Raw genomic sequence first — 14629 nt, 5'->3', positions numbered from 1 at the left:
TTTGTAAAATTTATTCCATATGGTATTTTTTGATGCGAGGAGGGAAAAGGTATGTCTAAAAACGTTTACGAAAAAGTGGAGGCTCTCGCCGCTCCAATTCTGGATCAGCACGAGCTGGAACTTGTAGATATTGAATTTAAAAAAGAGGGATCAAACTGGTTTCTGCGGGTATTTATTGATTCCGATACCGGTGTTGATCTGGATGACTGTACGGCCGTGAGCGAAAAACTCAGCGAAGTTCTGGATAAAGAAGATCCGATTGAACAGGCTTATTATTTAGAAGTTTCCTCCCCGGGTGCAGAGCGTCCATTGAAGAAAGAAAAAGACATTGAAAAAGCTGTAGGGAAAAATGTCTACGTTTCTACTTATGGACCTGTCGATGGTGAAAAGGCTTTTGAAGGGATATTGACATCTTTTGAAAACAAAATGCTTATCATTGATGTGAAAATTAAAACAAGAGTGGTCACGTACGAAATTCCATACAGCCAGGTTGCCAAAGCGAGACTTGCAGTAGCTTTTTAATTATGAAAGGGGGAGATCAAGTCCATGAATAGTGAGTTTATGGAAGCACTTGCTACAATCGAAAAGGATAAAGGAATTGATAAGGAAATTATCCTTGAAGCGATAGAGCAGGCGTTAATTACAGGTTATAAGCGGAACTTTAATTCTGCACAGAATGTTAGAGTGGAAATTGACAGAGAGGTAGGAACAATCAGGGTGTTTGCCCGTAAAGAAGTTGTGGAAGAGGTTTTTGATTCCCGGCTTGAAATTTCACTTGCGGAAGCGCATCACATCAATCCGCTTTATGAAGTGGATGATGTTGTAGAAATCGAAGTAACTCCTCGCGATTTCGGCCGAATTGCTGCACAGACGGCGAAGCAGGTTGTCACTCAGAGGGTTCGGGAAGCTGAACGGGGAATCATTTATTCCGACTTTATTGACCGGGAAGAAGATATTATGACTGGTATCGTTCAAAGACAGGATCATCGGTTTATTTATGTGGACCTCGGTAAAGTTGAAGCACTTATGCCGTTGTCCGAGCAGATGCCGACGGAATCTTATAAACACAACGATCGTATAAAGGCATTTATAACGAAAGTAGAAAAAACGACGAAGGGACCTCAGATTATGATTTCCCGGACTCACCCGGGCCTTCTTAAAAGATTGTTTGAATTGGAAGTGCCGGAAATTTATGATGGTACGGTCGAAGTCAAATCTGTTTCCAGAGAAGCAGGAGAACGCTCGAAAATTTCTGTTCACGCTGAGGATGAAGAAATTGATCCGGTCGGTTCCTGCGTCGGTCAGCGCGGTCAGCGTGTTCAGACGATCGTAGATGAGCTGAAAGGTGAAAAAATCGATATTGTCCGCTGGTCTGAAGACCCGAAAGTTTACGTCGCCAATGCTTTAAGTCCTTCCAAAGTGCTGAAAGTAACTGTTAATGAAGAAGAGAAAATGACTCAGGTTATCGTACCTGACTACCAGCTTTCTCTCGCTATTGGTAAACGAGGTCAAAACGCCCGTCTGGCAGCAAAACTGACAGGATGGAAAATTGACATTAAGAGCGAAACAGAAGCAGAAGAGCTTGGTCTTCTTGAAGAATCGGAAGAGCTGGAGCCCTCTGAAGCAGATTCGTATGAAACGTCTTCTGCTTCTCAGGAAGATATTGCAGACTGGCTCAATGAGGACGAAGAGTAAAGGAAGGGGTATAATAATATGCAGAAGAAAAAAACCCCGCTCCGTAAATGTATTGTTACTCAGGAGATGAAACCAAAAAAGGAACTGCTGCGCGTTGTACGGTCGCCGGAAGGGGAAGTATTTCTGGATCCCACTTCAAAAAAATCCGGTCGCGGAGCTTATCTTACCAATGATCTTGAAACAATAGATCTTGCTCAGAAAAAAGAAATTTTAAGCCGCCACCTTAAGGTGAAAGTTCCTGAGGAATTATACGACGAACTAAGGCGCTATAATCTCCGGGGGAAGATCAAATAATGAATTCAAAACAAAAGTCATTAATAGGATTAATGCTTCGTGCAGGCGCTCTAATTATGGGAGAAGAACTCGCTGTTAAAGCGATCCAGACAAAAAAAGCAAAAGCGGTAATTATTTCGAAGGATGCTTCGGAAAATACGCTAAAAAAAATAAGTGATAAGTGCAACTATTATAAAGTGCCCCTTATACAGACCGGTGACCGGTATGAGATTGGGGAGGCACTTGGAAAAGAGGCGAGAGTTGTTCTCGCTTTGACGGATAAAGGATTTGCTGAAGCATTTATGAAGCATGAAGTAAAAAGTGCCGAGTAAAAGAAAGCAGATGCGGTTATTAAAGTGAATATAGGAGGTACGTTTATGAAAAAAATGCGTATATATGAATATGCAAAGGAAAAAAACGTAACGAGTAAAGATATAATTACTAAAATGGAAGCTCTTGGTATCAAGGTAACTAATCATATGAGTGTTATTACACAGGACACTATTGATAAACTTGAAGGCAAACAGAATAATTCAGGTGATAAAAAGGTAGCTTCAAATCCTAAACCGACTAAGGAGGAGGCTTCTGTGAAAGAAAAGAACCCATCTAAACGCCCTGCAGGAACGAATGATAAAAAACGCGGAAATAAAGGACCAAATCAAAATAAAGGTCCTCAGAACAAACGTAAAGGCGGCGGTAAGGGAGCACCAAAACCGCAGTCGAAGCAAAAAGCAGCAACTCCTGCGCATATCACATATGAAGCTCCTATCAGCGTGGGGGAATTTGCAGATAAAATTAACAAAGAACCATCTGAAATTATCAAAAAGCTGATGAATTTAGGGGTTATGGCTACGATCAACCAGGAAATTGATAAAGATACTCTTGAACTTCTTGGAGTGGAATTCGGAGTTACTATTGAAGAAAAGATTGTTATTGATGAAACAGATTTCGAATCAATCGTAGAGGAAGAGGATCCTGCTCTGCTCGAAGAACGTTCGCCGGTCGTAACCATTATGGGACACGTCGATCATGGTAAAACGACGCTTCTGGACGGTATACGTCATACGAAAGTAACGGCTGGAGAAGCCGGTGGAATTACTCAGCATATCGGAGCTTATCAGGTAGAGGAAAATGGTAAAAAGATAACTTTTCTTGATACACCCGGCCACGCTGCATTTACGACTATGCGTGCCCGTGGAGCTCAGGTAACTGATATTACAATTCTTGTAGTAGCAGCGGATGACGGCGTTATGCCGCAGACAGTGGAAGCAATTAACCACGCTAAAGCCGCTGAAGTCCCAATCATCGTTGCTGTCAATAAAATTGACAAAGAAGGTTCAAATCCGGACCGCGTAATGCAGGAATTAACAGAACATGGTCTTGTCGCAGAAGCCTGGGGAGGAGATACAATATTCGTAAATGTATCGGCCATCCAGGAAGAAGGGATCGACGATCTGCTGGAAATGATTCTGCTCGTTTCGGAAGTAGAAGAGCTAAAAGCAAATCCAAATAAGGAAGCTTACGGAACTGTCGTTGAGGCAGAACTTGACCGTGGAAGAGGACCGGTAGCAACACTTCTCGTTCAGTCCGGGACACTTAAAGTAGGAGACCCGGTCGTAGTCGGCAACACTTACGGCAAAGTACGTGCGATGGTAAATGATATTGGACGGAGAGTAAAAAGTGCAGGTCCTTCCATGCCTGTAGAAATTACCGGCTTAAACAGCGTGCCTCAGGCCGGAGATCAGTTTAAAGTATTTAAAGATGAGAAAAAAGCCCGCCAGATCGGTGAATCACGTGCTTCGAAACATAAGGAAGCAAGCCGTAAGGAAAGCTCAAGAGTAAGCCTGGACGACCTCTTTGACCAGATTCAGCAGGGTGAAATTAAAGATATTAATATTATAGTCAAAGCTGATGTTCAGGGATCTGCTGAAGCAATGAAAGGCTCGCTCGAGAAAATCGAAGTTGAGGGCGTAAAAGTTAACATTATCCACACCGGAGTCGGTGCTATTGCCGAATCAGATATTATTCTGGCATCTGCTTCCAATGCTATCGTTATCGGCTTTAACGTACGTCCTGATGTAAATGCGAAACGCACAGCTGACGCTGAGAAAGTGGATGTGAGGCTGCACCGCGTTATTTACGATGCGATAGAAGAAGTAGAACAAGCAATGAAGGGTATGCTCGATCCGATTTTTCAAGAAAAAGTAATTGGACAGGCAGAAGTGCGGAATATATTTAAAGTTTCCCGGATCGGGACAATTGCTGGTTCTTATGTAACGGACGGTAAATTTACCCGTGATTCTTCCGTGAGACTGATCCGGGATGGAGTAGTCCTTTTTGACGGTCGTTTGAAAGACTTGAAGCGTTTTAAAGATGATGTAAAAGAAGTAGCTAAAAACTACGAATGCGGTATCACTCTGGAAAACTTTAATGATGTAAAAGAAGGAGATACGCTGGAAGCCTATATTATGGAAGAAATTAAGCGTTGATCATAGGCGTTCTTTCGCTGGAAGCTGTTATTTATGAAGCCGGCTCTTTAAAAGAAAAGCGCTCAGTTACGAAAAGTGTTGCTGATCGGGTGCGGAGAAAATTTAATGTTTCCTTCGCTGAAGTTGATCATCAGGAGGTTTGGCAGCGCGTTAAATGGGTAGCAGTAACAGTAAGCGGGGATAAACAGGCAGCAGAAAGAGAACTGCAGGCCGTACTATCCTTTATCGACAGCTTTCCTTCGTTGGATCCTTCCCGTATAGAGTGGGAATGGCTGTAAAGAAGCGTTTAAACAGGAGTGATATATATGGGTAATGTGCGTGCACACAGAGTAGCAGAACAGTTGAAAAAAGAAGTATCAGACATCATTCACCGTGAGTTAAAGGACCCTCGGATAGGTTTTATAACTGTTACCGATGTTGATGTAACCGGTGATCTTCAGCAGGCGAAAGTCTTCGTCACCGTCTATGGAGATGAAGAAGAGCGTAGAAAAACCCTTTCAGCTCTGGAACAGGCGAAAGGATTTATCCGCTCTGAGGCAGGTCAAAGAATTCAATTAAGGAAAACCCCCGACATTTCGTTTGAGTTTGATGAGAGCATCGAACAGGGAAACCGTATTGAAGCTTTGATCCGGGAAATGAAAGAGAAAGAATAAGCAATCACGGAGCTGTCCTGTATTCAGGGCAGCTCTCTATGCATAAATGGAGGAATAGGCATGAAAAGTGTTGGTGGAGTAGTTCCACTATGGAAACCGAGAGGAATGACCTCATTTGACGCAGTAAAACGGGTGAGACATATATACAAGACGAAAAGAGCCGGTCATACAGGGACACTGGATCCTGATGTGGAAGGTGTGCTGCCAATCTGCCTTGAGAGGGCAACTAAACTGGTCGAGTATCTGACTGCTGATCAGAAAGTTTATGAAGGGGAAGTAACAATTGGGTTTTCAACAGAAACCGAAGATGCCGGAGGAGAGGTCGTGGAGCGGACCCCGGTAAATTCAACAATTACAGAAGAAGAAGCGGATTCGGTTCTTGCGGATCTTCAGGGCGAACTTGAACAGACACCGCCAATGTACTCTGCAGTGAAAGTAAAAGGAAAGAAATTGTATGAATATGCCAGAGAGGGTTTGGACGTTGCGCGGCCGGTACGAACAATCACTATTTATTCTCTGGAAAGAAAGAGTGCACTGATTCACGAAGATGGAAAAGTGATTTTTTCATTCCGAGCCGTCTGCAGTAAAGGGACGTATATAAGAACCTTAGCTGTGCAGATTGGGGAGAAGCTGGGATATGCAGCCCATATGTCAGATCTGATCCGTACTGCATCAGGAAATTTTGAAAAGAAAGATTGTATCACTCTTGAGGAACTGGAGAAGATGAACGATCCGCAGAAAGCAGTGATTTCTGTTGAAAATGCAGTTAAGCATCTTCCCGGAGTAATCATTGACGAAGAGTTGGAAAAGAAAGTACTCCAAGGAGGACTTCTGCCGCTCCCTAAAGCCGCAGAGGCATTTACAGAACCTTATTTCAGTCTATATAATAGAAACCAGGAGCTGCTCGCTCTTTACAAAAAAGATGTCAAACGGGACGGTATGATGAAGCCGGAAAAAATGATAAGGACAATTGACTTATAATAGAGGTGTCTAACTTGCAAACCATAGAATTGAAACATCCTCTGCCAGCTGGGACTTTCCCGGAAACGTGCACGGCGCTTGGTTTTTTTGATGGGGTGCACAGAGGACACGAGGAAGTTATAAAAAGAGCGGTAGCTGCGGCTGATGAAAAGGGAATGACGCCGGCAGTCATGACGTTTTTCCCCCATCCAAAAGAAGTGCTTCGTAATGCAGAAGCAGAATATTTAACGACGCTCGAAGACAAAAAAGAAAGACTGGAAATGCTCGGAGTAGAAATTTTATACCTGGTCCAGTTTGATACTTCGTTTGCTTCTCTGACTCCCCAGCAGTTTGTAGACCGGTTTATTATTGACCTGAATATTAAGCATGTCGTAGCAGGGTTTGACTATACATATGGTCACAAAGGCAAAGGAACGATGGATTCCTTTCCTTTCCATGCAAGAGGGCTCGTTGAGACTACTACTGTCGAAGCTTTCAGGGAATGCGATGAGAAGATCAGCTCCACTGCTGTAAGAACGGCTTTAAAAAATGGAGAGATTAATAAAGTTTCCCACTATCTGGGCCGTCATTACACGGTGAAAGGGAAAGTAGTGCAAGGGGAAAAAAGGGGACGGACGATAGGTTTTCCCACGGCTAATGTTGAGCCTCCTTTAAAGGTGCTTCTTCCTTCTGCCGGGGTTTACGCTGTGATGGTGGAAAAGGGAAATGAGACCTACTGCGGGGTGGCTAATATTGGAGTTAAGCCAACATTTCATCAGGATAGTACTGAGAAGACTTTAGAAGTTTATTTCCTGGATTTTAGTGAAGATATATACGGAGAAGTATTGAAAGTTGAATTTATAGAGCGGCTGCGCGGAGAAACAAAATTTGCGTCTGTGGAAGAGTTAATTTCTCAGATTGACAGGGATGTTGAAAATGCGCGCAGCGTATTGAGAGATTCATAAATCGGCAGTTGCAAAACGTACTGCAATCATGTATATTGAATGAGTCGGAACCAATGCTTGGCAGAGCGATTCACCAACGTCTGCTCAGCAATTGGCGATTAATATTAATTTTTAGGAGGTGAACAGGATGGCACTAACACAAGAGCGTAAAAATGAACTTATTACTCAGTTCAAAACGCACGAAAATGATACCGGATCTCCAGAGGTTCAGGTAGCTATCCTTACAGAGCAGATTAACACACTAAATCAGCACCTGCGTACTCACAAGAAAGATCACCATTCACGACGTGGTCTTCTTAAAATGGTAGGTCAGCGACGTAATCTTCTTACGTATCTTCGTAAGAAAGACGTTACACGTTACCGTGAACTTGTTGATAAGCTTGGTCTGCGCCGATAAGACGTTTAAGCGGGAGTTTTCTCCCGCTTTTTCTTATGCCATTTTTATCGCGGGAACGCGCTTTTCTTCGAAGCATATTTTTGATATGATAAATAAGGATTCGAGTGACCAGAGAGCATAACGTCTAATGACGTTTACATACTACATTAGCGCTGCTTAACACGTAAGAAGAGAGGAGCAAGATAACTATGTCCAATGAACACAAAACTTTCAGTACCGAATGGGCCGGACAAACATTAACTGTTGAAATCGGCAAATATGCAAAACAGGCCAATGGTGCTGTCATGGTTCGTTACGGGGATACGACCGTACTTTCTACCGCAACATGTTCCAAAGAGCCAAAAGATCTCCCATTTTTCCCTATGACTGTAAACTATGAAGAGCGTTTATATTCAGCAGGTAAAATACCAGGAGGTTTCATAAAAAGAGAAGGGCGTCCGAGTGACCACGCGGTGTTAACAAGCCGTCTGATCGACCGACCGCTTCGTCCGCTTTTTCCGGATGGATTTCGAAATGATCTGCAGGTAATCAGTATTGTAATGAGTAATGATCAGAACTGCCCTGCAGAAATGGCGGCTATGCTCGGATCTTCTCTTTCCCTCGGAGTTTCAGATGTTCCATTTGATGGTCCAATTGCCGGAGTTACAGTCGGACGCATCGACGGGGAATTTATGATTAACCCGGGCACAGACGATATGGAGAAGAGCGACATTGATTTAATTGTTGCAGGAACGAAGCATGCAATCAATATGGTGGAAGCAGGAGCTGAGGAAGTTCCGGAAGATGTCATGCTCGAAGCCATTCTTTTTGGCCATAAAGAAATACAGCGGCTTGTAGAATTTCAGGAAAAGATCATTAACGAAATTGGCAGAACGAAAATGGATGTTAAACTGATTAAAATTGATGAAACACTGGAAGAAGAAGTTCGTGGACGTACAGGAGAGAAACTGACCAAAGCGGCTACGGTTGTTGATAAAAAAGGCCGGGATGAAGCAATTCAGGAAGTGTTTGATGAAGTACTGGAAAACTATGCAGAAGAAGAAGCTGAAGAAGACCGCTCTAAAGAAGTTAAAGAAATTCTCAACAAACTGTTAAAAGAAACAGTTCGTAAATTAATCACAAAAGAAGGCCTTCGTCCGGACGGCCGAAAGGTGGATGAAATCCGTCCTCTTTCCTCTGAAATTGATATTCTGCAGCGAACTCACGGCTCTGCTCTGTTCACGCGCGGGCAGACGCAGGCACTGAGTGTTTGTACTCTTGGACCAATGGGAGATTCGCAGGTCCTTGACGGGCTTGGTATTGAAGAATCGAAACGGTTCATGCACCATTACAACTTCCCACTGTTCAGCGTAGGAGAAACAGGGCCGATCCGCGGTCCCGGCCGTCGTGAAATCGGACACGGGGCACTGGGGGAGAGAGCTCTGGAAAAATCTATCCCTTCTGAAAAAGAATTTCCTTATACGATTCGTCTTGTATCAGAAGTGCTGGAGTCAAACGGCTCTACTTCCCAGGCAAGCATATGTGCAAGCACTCTGGCCATGATGGCAGCAGGTGTACCTTTAAAAGCACCGGTAGCTGGTATTGCAATGGGGCTGGTCAAGCATGAAAATGAGGTAGCTGTGCTTACTGATATTCAAGGTATGGAAGATGCACTTGGAGATATGGACTTTAAAGTTGCTGGTACTAAAGATGGTATCACGGCTCTGCAGATGGATATCAAAATTGATGGAATCGACAGAAAAGTACTGGAAGAAGCTCTTTCCCAGGCTAAGTCAGGCCGCATGGCCATTCTTGAAAACATGCTTGGTGCCCTGCCTGAGTCCCGTGATCAGCTGAGTCAGTATGCGCCAAAAATAATGATGATGTCCATTCATCCTAATAAGATTAGAGACGTCATTGGTCCAAGCGGGAAAACAATTAACCAGATTATTGATGATACAGGAGTCAAAATTGATATTGAACAGGACGGCACCGTTTATATTGCGTCTACGGATGCCGCTGCGAATGATCTGGCTAAAAAAACAATTGAGGATCTGGTTCGTGATGTTGAAGTAGGACAGACTTACATGGGCAAAGTGAAACGGATTGAGAAATTCGGAGCTTTTGTCGAACTGTTTAAAGGAAAAGACGGGCTGGTGCACATTTCCCAGCTTGAACACGAGCGCGTAAATAAAGTCGAAGATGTTCTTTCCATCGGCGATGAAGTACTTGTAAAAGTAACGGAAATCGATAACCAGGGAAGAGTGAACCTTTCCAGAAAAGCTATGCTTGATAAGTAACAGAGTCACTAGATCCGTTGGAAGATTTTTCTTCTGGCGGATTTTTCTGCATAATACAGAATGTTTTTGAGTAAAGATCTTATTTCAGCTATAATAAAACAAGACTATGAGAAGCAGTGGAGGATTTTATGAAACGTTTTAAACTGGATAATGGAGTACGAGTAGTATTGGAACCTAACGACACAGTGCGGTCGGTTTCGATTGGAATATGGGTGAATGTCGGTTCCCGCTATGAAAAAGTTTCAGAAAATGGAATGGCCCATTTTATTGAGCACATGGTTTTTAAAGGCACGAAGAAGCGGACAGCAAAAGATATAGCGGAATCCTTCGACGCAATTGGAGGATACGTAAACGCAATGACGTCGAAGGAATACACGTCCTATTATGCAAAAGTTCTTGATACGCACGCGGAAACAGCGCTGGAAATACTAGCTGATATGTTTTTCAATTCAAAATTTGACGATGAAGAAATTCAAAAAGAAAAACAGGTAGTACTGGAAGAAATCTATATGTATGATGATGCGCCCGATGATCTTGTTCACGAACTTCTTGCAGAGGCCGCCTATGGCACTCATTCAATAGCGGCACCTATATTAGGAACGGAAAAATCGCTTGAACGCTTCACAAAGCAAAACCTTTTTGATTTCATGAAAAATCATTATGGAGCGGATAATGTTGTTGTCTCTGCAGCAGGGAATATCGATGAATCATTTGTTGACATTATTAACTCCTACTTTAATAATCTCCCTGAAAGTGAAGCCCGTCTTGAAAGCGAAAGGCCGGCATTTTTGAATGGACGGGCGGTTAAGAAAAAAGAAACAGAGCAGGCCCATTTCTGTCTGGGATACGAAGGATATTCATTGGGTGACGAAAAAATGTACGCTCTTGTGCTCCTGAATAACGTTCTTGGAGGCAATATGAGCAGCCGCCTTTTTCAGGAAGTCCGTGAAAATAAAGGACTCGCCTATGCAATTTTCTCAGACCATGAAGCTTTTAAAGACACCGGTCTGCTTACTATTTACGCGGGGACACAGGAAAAGTATTTAAATGAAGTTTATGAAATAATCGATTCTACAATTTATGATATTTCCCGTAATGGTATTACAGAGAAAGAACTTAGAAATGCGAAAGAACAGCTGAAAGGAAGCCTCCTTCTCAGTCTTGAGAGCTCCAGCAGCCATATGAGCAGAAATGCGAAAAACGAACTTCTTCTGCAAAATCACAAAAGCGTTGATGAAATTGTGGAAAGAATTGAAGCTGTTTCAATGGATGAAATTAAATCGCTGAGTATGCGTCTTCTCTCACAGGAGCCTGCTGTATCGCTTGTAAGCACGAGTGGTGTTCTGCCTCTCTCTTTAAGAAATCGCTCGGAGAAGCTAGGCTAGCTGCTCACATAAGCTCATACAGTGCTATATCGGACGTAATGCCGTGTGCAAATATGAGAAGTCGTTGCTACAATACCACTTGGAAGCAAAATGAATACGCTTTTCAGCTTCGAAAATGTTTAAAAACATCTGCGGGATTTCATTAAATAATTTGTATTGAAATACGAAATAATCCTTAAAATCCAGCAGAGCTTAATTCTTAATATTTGGAAGGGGTACTTCGTCATGACTAAAAACTATAACGTTGCAGTACTTGGAGCTACAGGAGCCGTAGGAGAACAGATGCTAAATACACTCGATCGGCTTGATTTTCCTATTGCTTCATTAAAACTGCTTTCCTCAAAACGGTCCGCAGGGAAAAAGATTACTTTTAAAGGTGAAGAATTAACGGTTGAAGAAGCCAAGCCAGAATCATTTGAAGGTATCGATCTCGCACTTTTTTCTGCTGGCGGGTCCGTGTCAAAAGCACTGGCTTCTGAGGCTGTTAAACGTGGAGCTATAGTGGTGGACAACACTAGTGCGTTCCGCATGGATAAAGATGTTCCTCTGATCGTGCCGGAAGTTAACGAACACGCTTTGAAGGAGCATAATGGAATAATTGCGAATCCGAATTGTTCTACTATTCAAATGGTAGCAGCTCTTGCTCCAGTCCGTGAGCGGTTTGGTTTGAATAAGCTGATTGTTTCTACTTACCAGGCTGTTTCCGGAGCTGGATCAGAAGCGATCGATGAAATGTACGACCAGTCACGTCAGATTCTGGATGGCCAAGAGATCGATCCCCAGGTACTGCCTGTTTCCGGAGATAAAAAACATTACCAGATTGCTTTCAACGCTGTACCTCAGATAGATGTTTTCACAGATAATGGTTTTACATTTGAAGAGATGAAAATGATTAATGAAACGAAGAAGATAATGGAAGATGAAAACATGAGTGTTGCAGCTACCTGCGTTCGGCTGCCGGTGGAAACAGGTCACTCTGAATCTGTCTATATTGAGGTGGAAAAAGAAGGGCTGGACGCTGATAAACTGCGCCGTATTCTTGCGGATGCTCCCGGCATCACTCTTCAGGATGACCCTTCTCAGCAGCTTTATCCGCTCGCATCAGATTCCAAAGGGAAAGATGATATTTTTGTAGGACGGATCCGACAGGACCTGGATGAGAAAAACGGGTTTCATATGTGGATTGTTGCAGATAACCTGCTTAAAGGCGCAGCATTAAATTCCGTTCAAATTGCTTTTTCGCTCGTTAAACTGGGTCTGTTAAAATAACCTGAATATAGTAGGTGAAAAGATGAAAATTACAGTACAAAAATTCGGTGGTTCATCTTTACAATCGGAGGAGCGCCGCAGCCATTGTGCAGAGCATGTTGCTGCGGCGCTCCGTGACGGTTTTAAAGTAGTTGTTGTCGTTTCCGCTATGGGGCGGGCCGGTGACTATTACGCCACCGATACCCTGCTGGAGCTTACAGGCGGTATTCAGCCTTCCATTTCAAAAAAAGAACAGGATCTGCTGATGTCGTGCGGAGAAAATATATCTGCCGTAGTTTTTTCATCTCTTTTGCAGCAGAAAGGCATTCGTTCCTATGCTATGACTGGATCAGAGGCAGGATTCCGTGTTTCTGAAGTATATGGAGAAGCCAGAATACTGGATGTGAAAACGGAACAGCTTGAAGCTGTTCTTGAAAGCTATGACGCTGTAGTTGTAAGCGGATTCCAGGGAGAAACGCCAAGAGGAACAACTGCCACTCTCGGGCGTGGAGGATCTGACACTTCAGCTACTGCTCTTGGAGCGGCTTTAAATGCTTCCTATGTAGATATTTTTACAGATGTCCAAGGTATTATGACGGCTGATCCCCGTATTGTAAAAAACGCTAAACCGCTTGATGTTATTACATATTCGGAAGTCAGTAACATGGCTTATCAAGGGGCAAAGGTTATTCATCCCCGGGCGGTGGAAGTAGCGATGCAGGCGGAGATACCTATCCGTATCCGCTCTTCATTTGAAGATGGTCCCGGGACACTCATTACTTCCAGCACTTCAAAAGTGCGCGGCATTGATTTGGATGACAGACCTGTTACCGCTGTCACGCACGTAAAAGACGTCAGCCAGATTAAAGTGATCCGGCCGCAGGATGACTCTCTCGTTTTTTCTTTAATGGCCGATCAGCAGATTTCCGTAGATTTCCTTTCTATTCATCCGGATTTTGTGACGTTTACCGTTCCCGGCGTTCTCCGTAATAAGGCGGAGGTCTCTTTACAGGAAAACGGGTTTGACGTAACATGGACTGATAAATGCGCAAAGATCGCTGCTGTAGGTGCAGGTATGACAGGTGTTCCTGGAATTGCAGCGAAAATAGTTAAGGCTCTTAAAAGAAAAGGGATTCCTATCCTGCAATCGGCTGATTCGCATACTACTATCTGGGTACTTGTCCACGAACACCAGATGGCAGAAGCAGTCAATGCCCTGCATGATACGTTTTTAAATGAAGAGCTTCATAAAAAGGAGGATGAATAATGAATTTAGGCAGTGTAGTAACAGCTATGGTCACTCCATTCAATGAACAGGGCGGGGTGGATTATGACAAGCTGCCCCAGCTTATGGATATTCTCATTTCGAGAGGAACAGAAGCTGTCATCGTCGGCGGTACGACAGGTGAGTCTGCAACTCTCAGTATGGAAGAAAAAGCGAAGCTTTATAAAGCTTCGGCATCAGCAAGCAATGGAAGAATCCCGGTTATTGCCGGTACAGGTATGAACGATACTCATGCCACAGCAAAGTTGTCTATTCAGGCTGAAAAAGATGGTGTTGATGGAGTAATGCTTGTTGCTCCTTATTATAATAAACCCTCTCAGAAGGGTATGTATGAACATTTTAAAACGATTGCAGAAAAACTGAGCGTTCCGGTGATGATTTATAATGTCCCTGGACGAACAATGGTCAATATCCTTCCGGAGACAACGATTGCTCTTTCAGCGGTTACGAACATTACAGCAGTCAAAGAGGCAAGTGGAAATCTTGATCAAATGACGGCTATTATAGCAAATACACCGAAGGATTTCCGCGTTTATTCAGGCGATGACAGCTTGACTCTTCCTTCGCTTGCCGTAGGAGCTGATGGTATTGTTTCTGTATCCAGTCATGTGATAGGAGCTGAAATGCAGGATATGGTACGCTTGTACCGATCCGGTAAAATAGAAGAGGCAGCAAGACTGCATCAGCATCTGGTTCCATTTATGAAAGCGATGTTTATAGCTCCGAGTCCATCTCCTGTGAAAACAGCTCTCCATATGCAGGGAGTTGAAACTGGGGGTGTCAGACTTCCACTCATTCCTTTAACTGAATCAGAAAGAGAAATTGTGCAAAAAGCACTTGATGAAGTGGCTAACCTTCAACAATTCCCATATTAATCAAGAAGCAAGCAGCCCTGGAGCGCCCTTAGAAGGAAAGGGTGCTCTTTTTTGTTGGAAAAGCATTATGAATGTTTTTCGGATTTTTAATAGTCGGGTTTTATGTCTATACTATAAAAAAAGCT

General features: G+C 43.3%; 15 protein-coding genes. All 15 read left to right on the top strand.

The window, feature by feature from the left end:
• Positions 1 to 51 precede the first annotated feature (51 nt).
• Complete coding sequence (gene rimP, locus FTX54_RS09275; RefSeq protein ID WP_147802318.1) at positions 52 to 522, top strand: ribosome maturation factor RimP; 471 nt, start codon at positions 52 to 54, stop codon at positions 520 to 522.
• 24 nt (positions 523 to 546) lie between these two features.
• The gene (gene nusA / locus FTX54_RS09270; protein WP_246125538.1) at positions 547 to 1695 is read left to right on the top strand and encodes a transcription termination factor NusA; all 1149 of its coding nucleotides are present in this window, start codon (positions 547 to 549) and stop codon (positions 1693 to 1695) included.
• A gap of 18 nt (positions 1696 to 1713) precedes the next feature.
• A complete protein-coding gene (gene rnpM / locus FTX54_RS09265) occupies positions 1714 to 1989 on the top strand; it encodes an RNase P modulator RnpM (RefSeq protein ID WP_147802317.1) in 276 nt (91 codons plus the stop codon).
• The gene (locus FTX54_RS09260) at positions 1989 to 2300 is read left to right on the top strand and encodes a YlxQ family RNA-binding protein (RefSeq protein ID WP_147802316.1); all 312 of its coding nucleotides are present in this window, start codon (positions 1989 to 1991) and stop codon (positions 2298 to 2300) included. The genes rnpM and FTX54_RS09260 overlap by 1 nt, the downstream gene beginning before the upstream one ends.
• A 45-nt stretch (positions 2301 to 2345) precedes the next feature.
• Entirely contained in the window at positions 2346 to 4457 is a 2112-nt protein-coding gene (gene infB / locus FTX54_RS09255; protein WP_147802315.1) for a translation initiation factor IF-2, read from the top strand.
• A complete protein-coding gene (locus tag FTX54_RS09250) occupies positions 4454 to 4735 on the top strand; it encodes a DUF503 domain-containing protein (RefSeq protein ID WP_147802314.1) in 282 nt (93 codons plus the stop codon). The genes infB and FTX54_RS09250 overlap by 4 nt, the downstream gene beginning before the upstream one ends.
• Positions 4736 to 4762: 27 nt before the next feature.
• Positions 4763 to 5110: a 30S ribosome-binding factor RbfA gene (gene rbfA / locus FTX54_RS09245; RefSeq protein ID WP_147802313.1), complete on the top strand. Its 348-nt coding sequence runs from the start codon at positions 4763 to 4765 to the stop codon at positions 5108 to 5110.
• Between the two features lie 60 nt (positions 5111 to 5170).
• Positions 5171 to 6091 (top strand): tRNA pseudouridine(55) synthase TruB, encoded by a 921-nt coding sequence (truB, locus tag FTX54_RS09240; protein WP_147802312.1) that lies wholly within the window; start codon positions 5171 to 5173, stop codon positions 6089 to 6091.
• Between the two features lie 14 nt (positions 6092 to 6105).
• Complete coding sequence (locus tag FTX54_RS09235; RefSeq protein ID WP_422387400.1) at positions 6106 to 7035, top strand: bifunctional riboflavin kinase/FAD synthetase; 930 nt, start codon at positions 6106 to 6108, stop codon at positions 7033 to 7035.
• A gap of 127 nt (positions 7036 to 7162) precedes the next feature.
• A complete protein-coding gene (gene rpsO, locus FTX54_RS09230; RefSeq protein ID WP_147802310.1) occupies positions 7163 to 7432 on the top strand; it encodes a 30S ribosomal protein S15 in 270 nt (89 codons plus the stop codon).
• Between the two features lie 188 nt (positions 7433 to 7620).
• Positions 7621 to 9711 carry a polyribonucleotide nucleotidyltransferase gene (gene pnp / locus FTX54_RS09225; protein ID WP_147802309.1) on the top strand — a complete coding sequence of 697 codons (2091 nt, stop codon included), beginning with the start codon at positions 7621 to 7623 and terminating at the stop codon, positions 9709 to 9711.
• A 128-nt stretch (positions 9712 to 9839) separates the two neighbouring features.
• Positions 9840 to 11096: a M16 family metallopeptidase gene (locus tag FTX54_RS09220; RefSeq protein WP_147802308.1), complete on the top strand. Its 1257-nt coding sequence runs from the start codon at positions 9840 to 9842 to the stop codon at positions 11094 to 11096.
• Between the two features lie 225 nt (positions 11097 to 11321).
• Complete coding sequence (asd, locus tag FTX54_RS09215) at positions 11322 to 12365, top strand: aspartate-semialdehyde dehydrogenase (RefSeq protein WP_147802307.1); 1044 nt, start codon at positions 11322 to 11324, stop codon at positions 12363 to 12365.
• A 22-nt stretch (positions 12366 to 12387) separates the two neighbouring features.
• Positions 12388 to 13611 (top strand): aspartate kinase, encoded by a 1224-nt coding sequence (gene dapG, locus FTX54_RS09210; protein ID WP_147802306.1) that lies wholly within the window; start codon positions 12388 to 12390, stop codon positions 13609 to 13611.
• Entirely contained in the window at positions 13611 to 14504 is an 894-nt protein-coding gene (gene dapA / locus FTX54_RS09205; RefSeq protein WP_147802305.1) for a 4-hydroxy-tetrahydrodipicolinate synthase, read from the top strand. The genes dapG and dapA overlap by 1 nt, the downstream gene beginning before the upstream one ends.
• Positions 14505 to 14629: the final 125 nt, after the last annotated feature.

The organism is Alkalicoccus halolimnae, from assembly GCF_008014775.2.
In the GTDB taxonomy this organism is placed as follows: Bacteria; Bacillota; Bacilli; order Bacillales; family Salisediminibacteriaceae; genus Alkalicoccus; species Alkalicoccus halolimnae.
The sequence above is the reverse complement of the archived record's forward strand: the minus strand, read 5'-3'. Positions and strand labels throughout refer to the sequence as shown.

Coding starts and splice junctions, on each gene's coding strand:
- rimP (WP_147802318.1), top strand. CDS start 52: ATGTCTAAAAACGTTTACGAAAAAGTGGAGGCTCTCGCCGCTCCAATT.
- nusA (WP_246125538.1), top strand. CDS start 547: ATGAATAGTGAGTTTATGGAAGCACTTGCTACAATCGAAAAGGATAAA.
- rnpM (WP_147802317.1), top strand. CDS start 1,714: ATGCAGAAGAAAAAAACCCCGCTCCGTAAATGTATTGTTACTCAGGAG.
- FTX54_RS09260 (WP_147802316.1), top strand. CDS start 1,989: ATGAATTCAAAACAAAAGTCATTAATAGGATTAATGCTTCGTGCAGGC.
- infB (WP_147802315.1), top strand. CDS start 2,346: ATGAAAAAAATGCGTATATATGAATATGCAAAGGAAAAAAACGTAACG.
- rbfA (WP_147802313.1), top strand. CDS start 4,763: ATGGGTAATGTGCGTGCACACAGAGTAGCAGAACAGTTGAAAAAAGAA.
- truB (WP_147802312.1), top strand. CDS start 5,171: ATGAAAAGTGTTGGTGGAGTAGTTCCACTATGGAAACCGAGAGGAATG.
- rpsO (WP_147802310.1), top strand. CDS start 7,163: ATGGCACTAACACAAGAGCGTAAAAATGAACTTATTACTCAGTTCAAA.
- pnp (WP_147802309.1), top strand. CDS start 7,621: ATGTCCAATGAACACAAAACTTTCAGTACCGAATGGGCCGGACAAACA.
- FTX54_RS09220 (WP_147802308.1), top strand. CDS start 9,840: ATGAAACGTTTTAAACTGGATAATGGAGTACGAGTAGTATTGGAACCT.
- asd (WP_147802307.1), top strand. CDS start 11,322: ATGACTAAAAACTATAACGTTGCAGTACTTGGAGCTACAGGAGCCGTA.
- dapG (WP_147802306.1), top strand. CDS start 12,388: ATGAAAATTACAGTACAAAAATTCGGTGGTTCATCTTTACAATCGGAG.
- dapA (WP_147802305.1), top strand. CDS start 13,611: ATGAATTTAGGCAGTGTAGTAACAGCTATGGTCACTCCATTCAATGAA.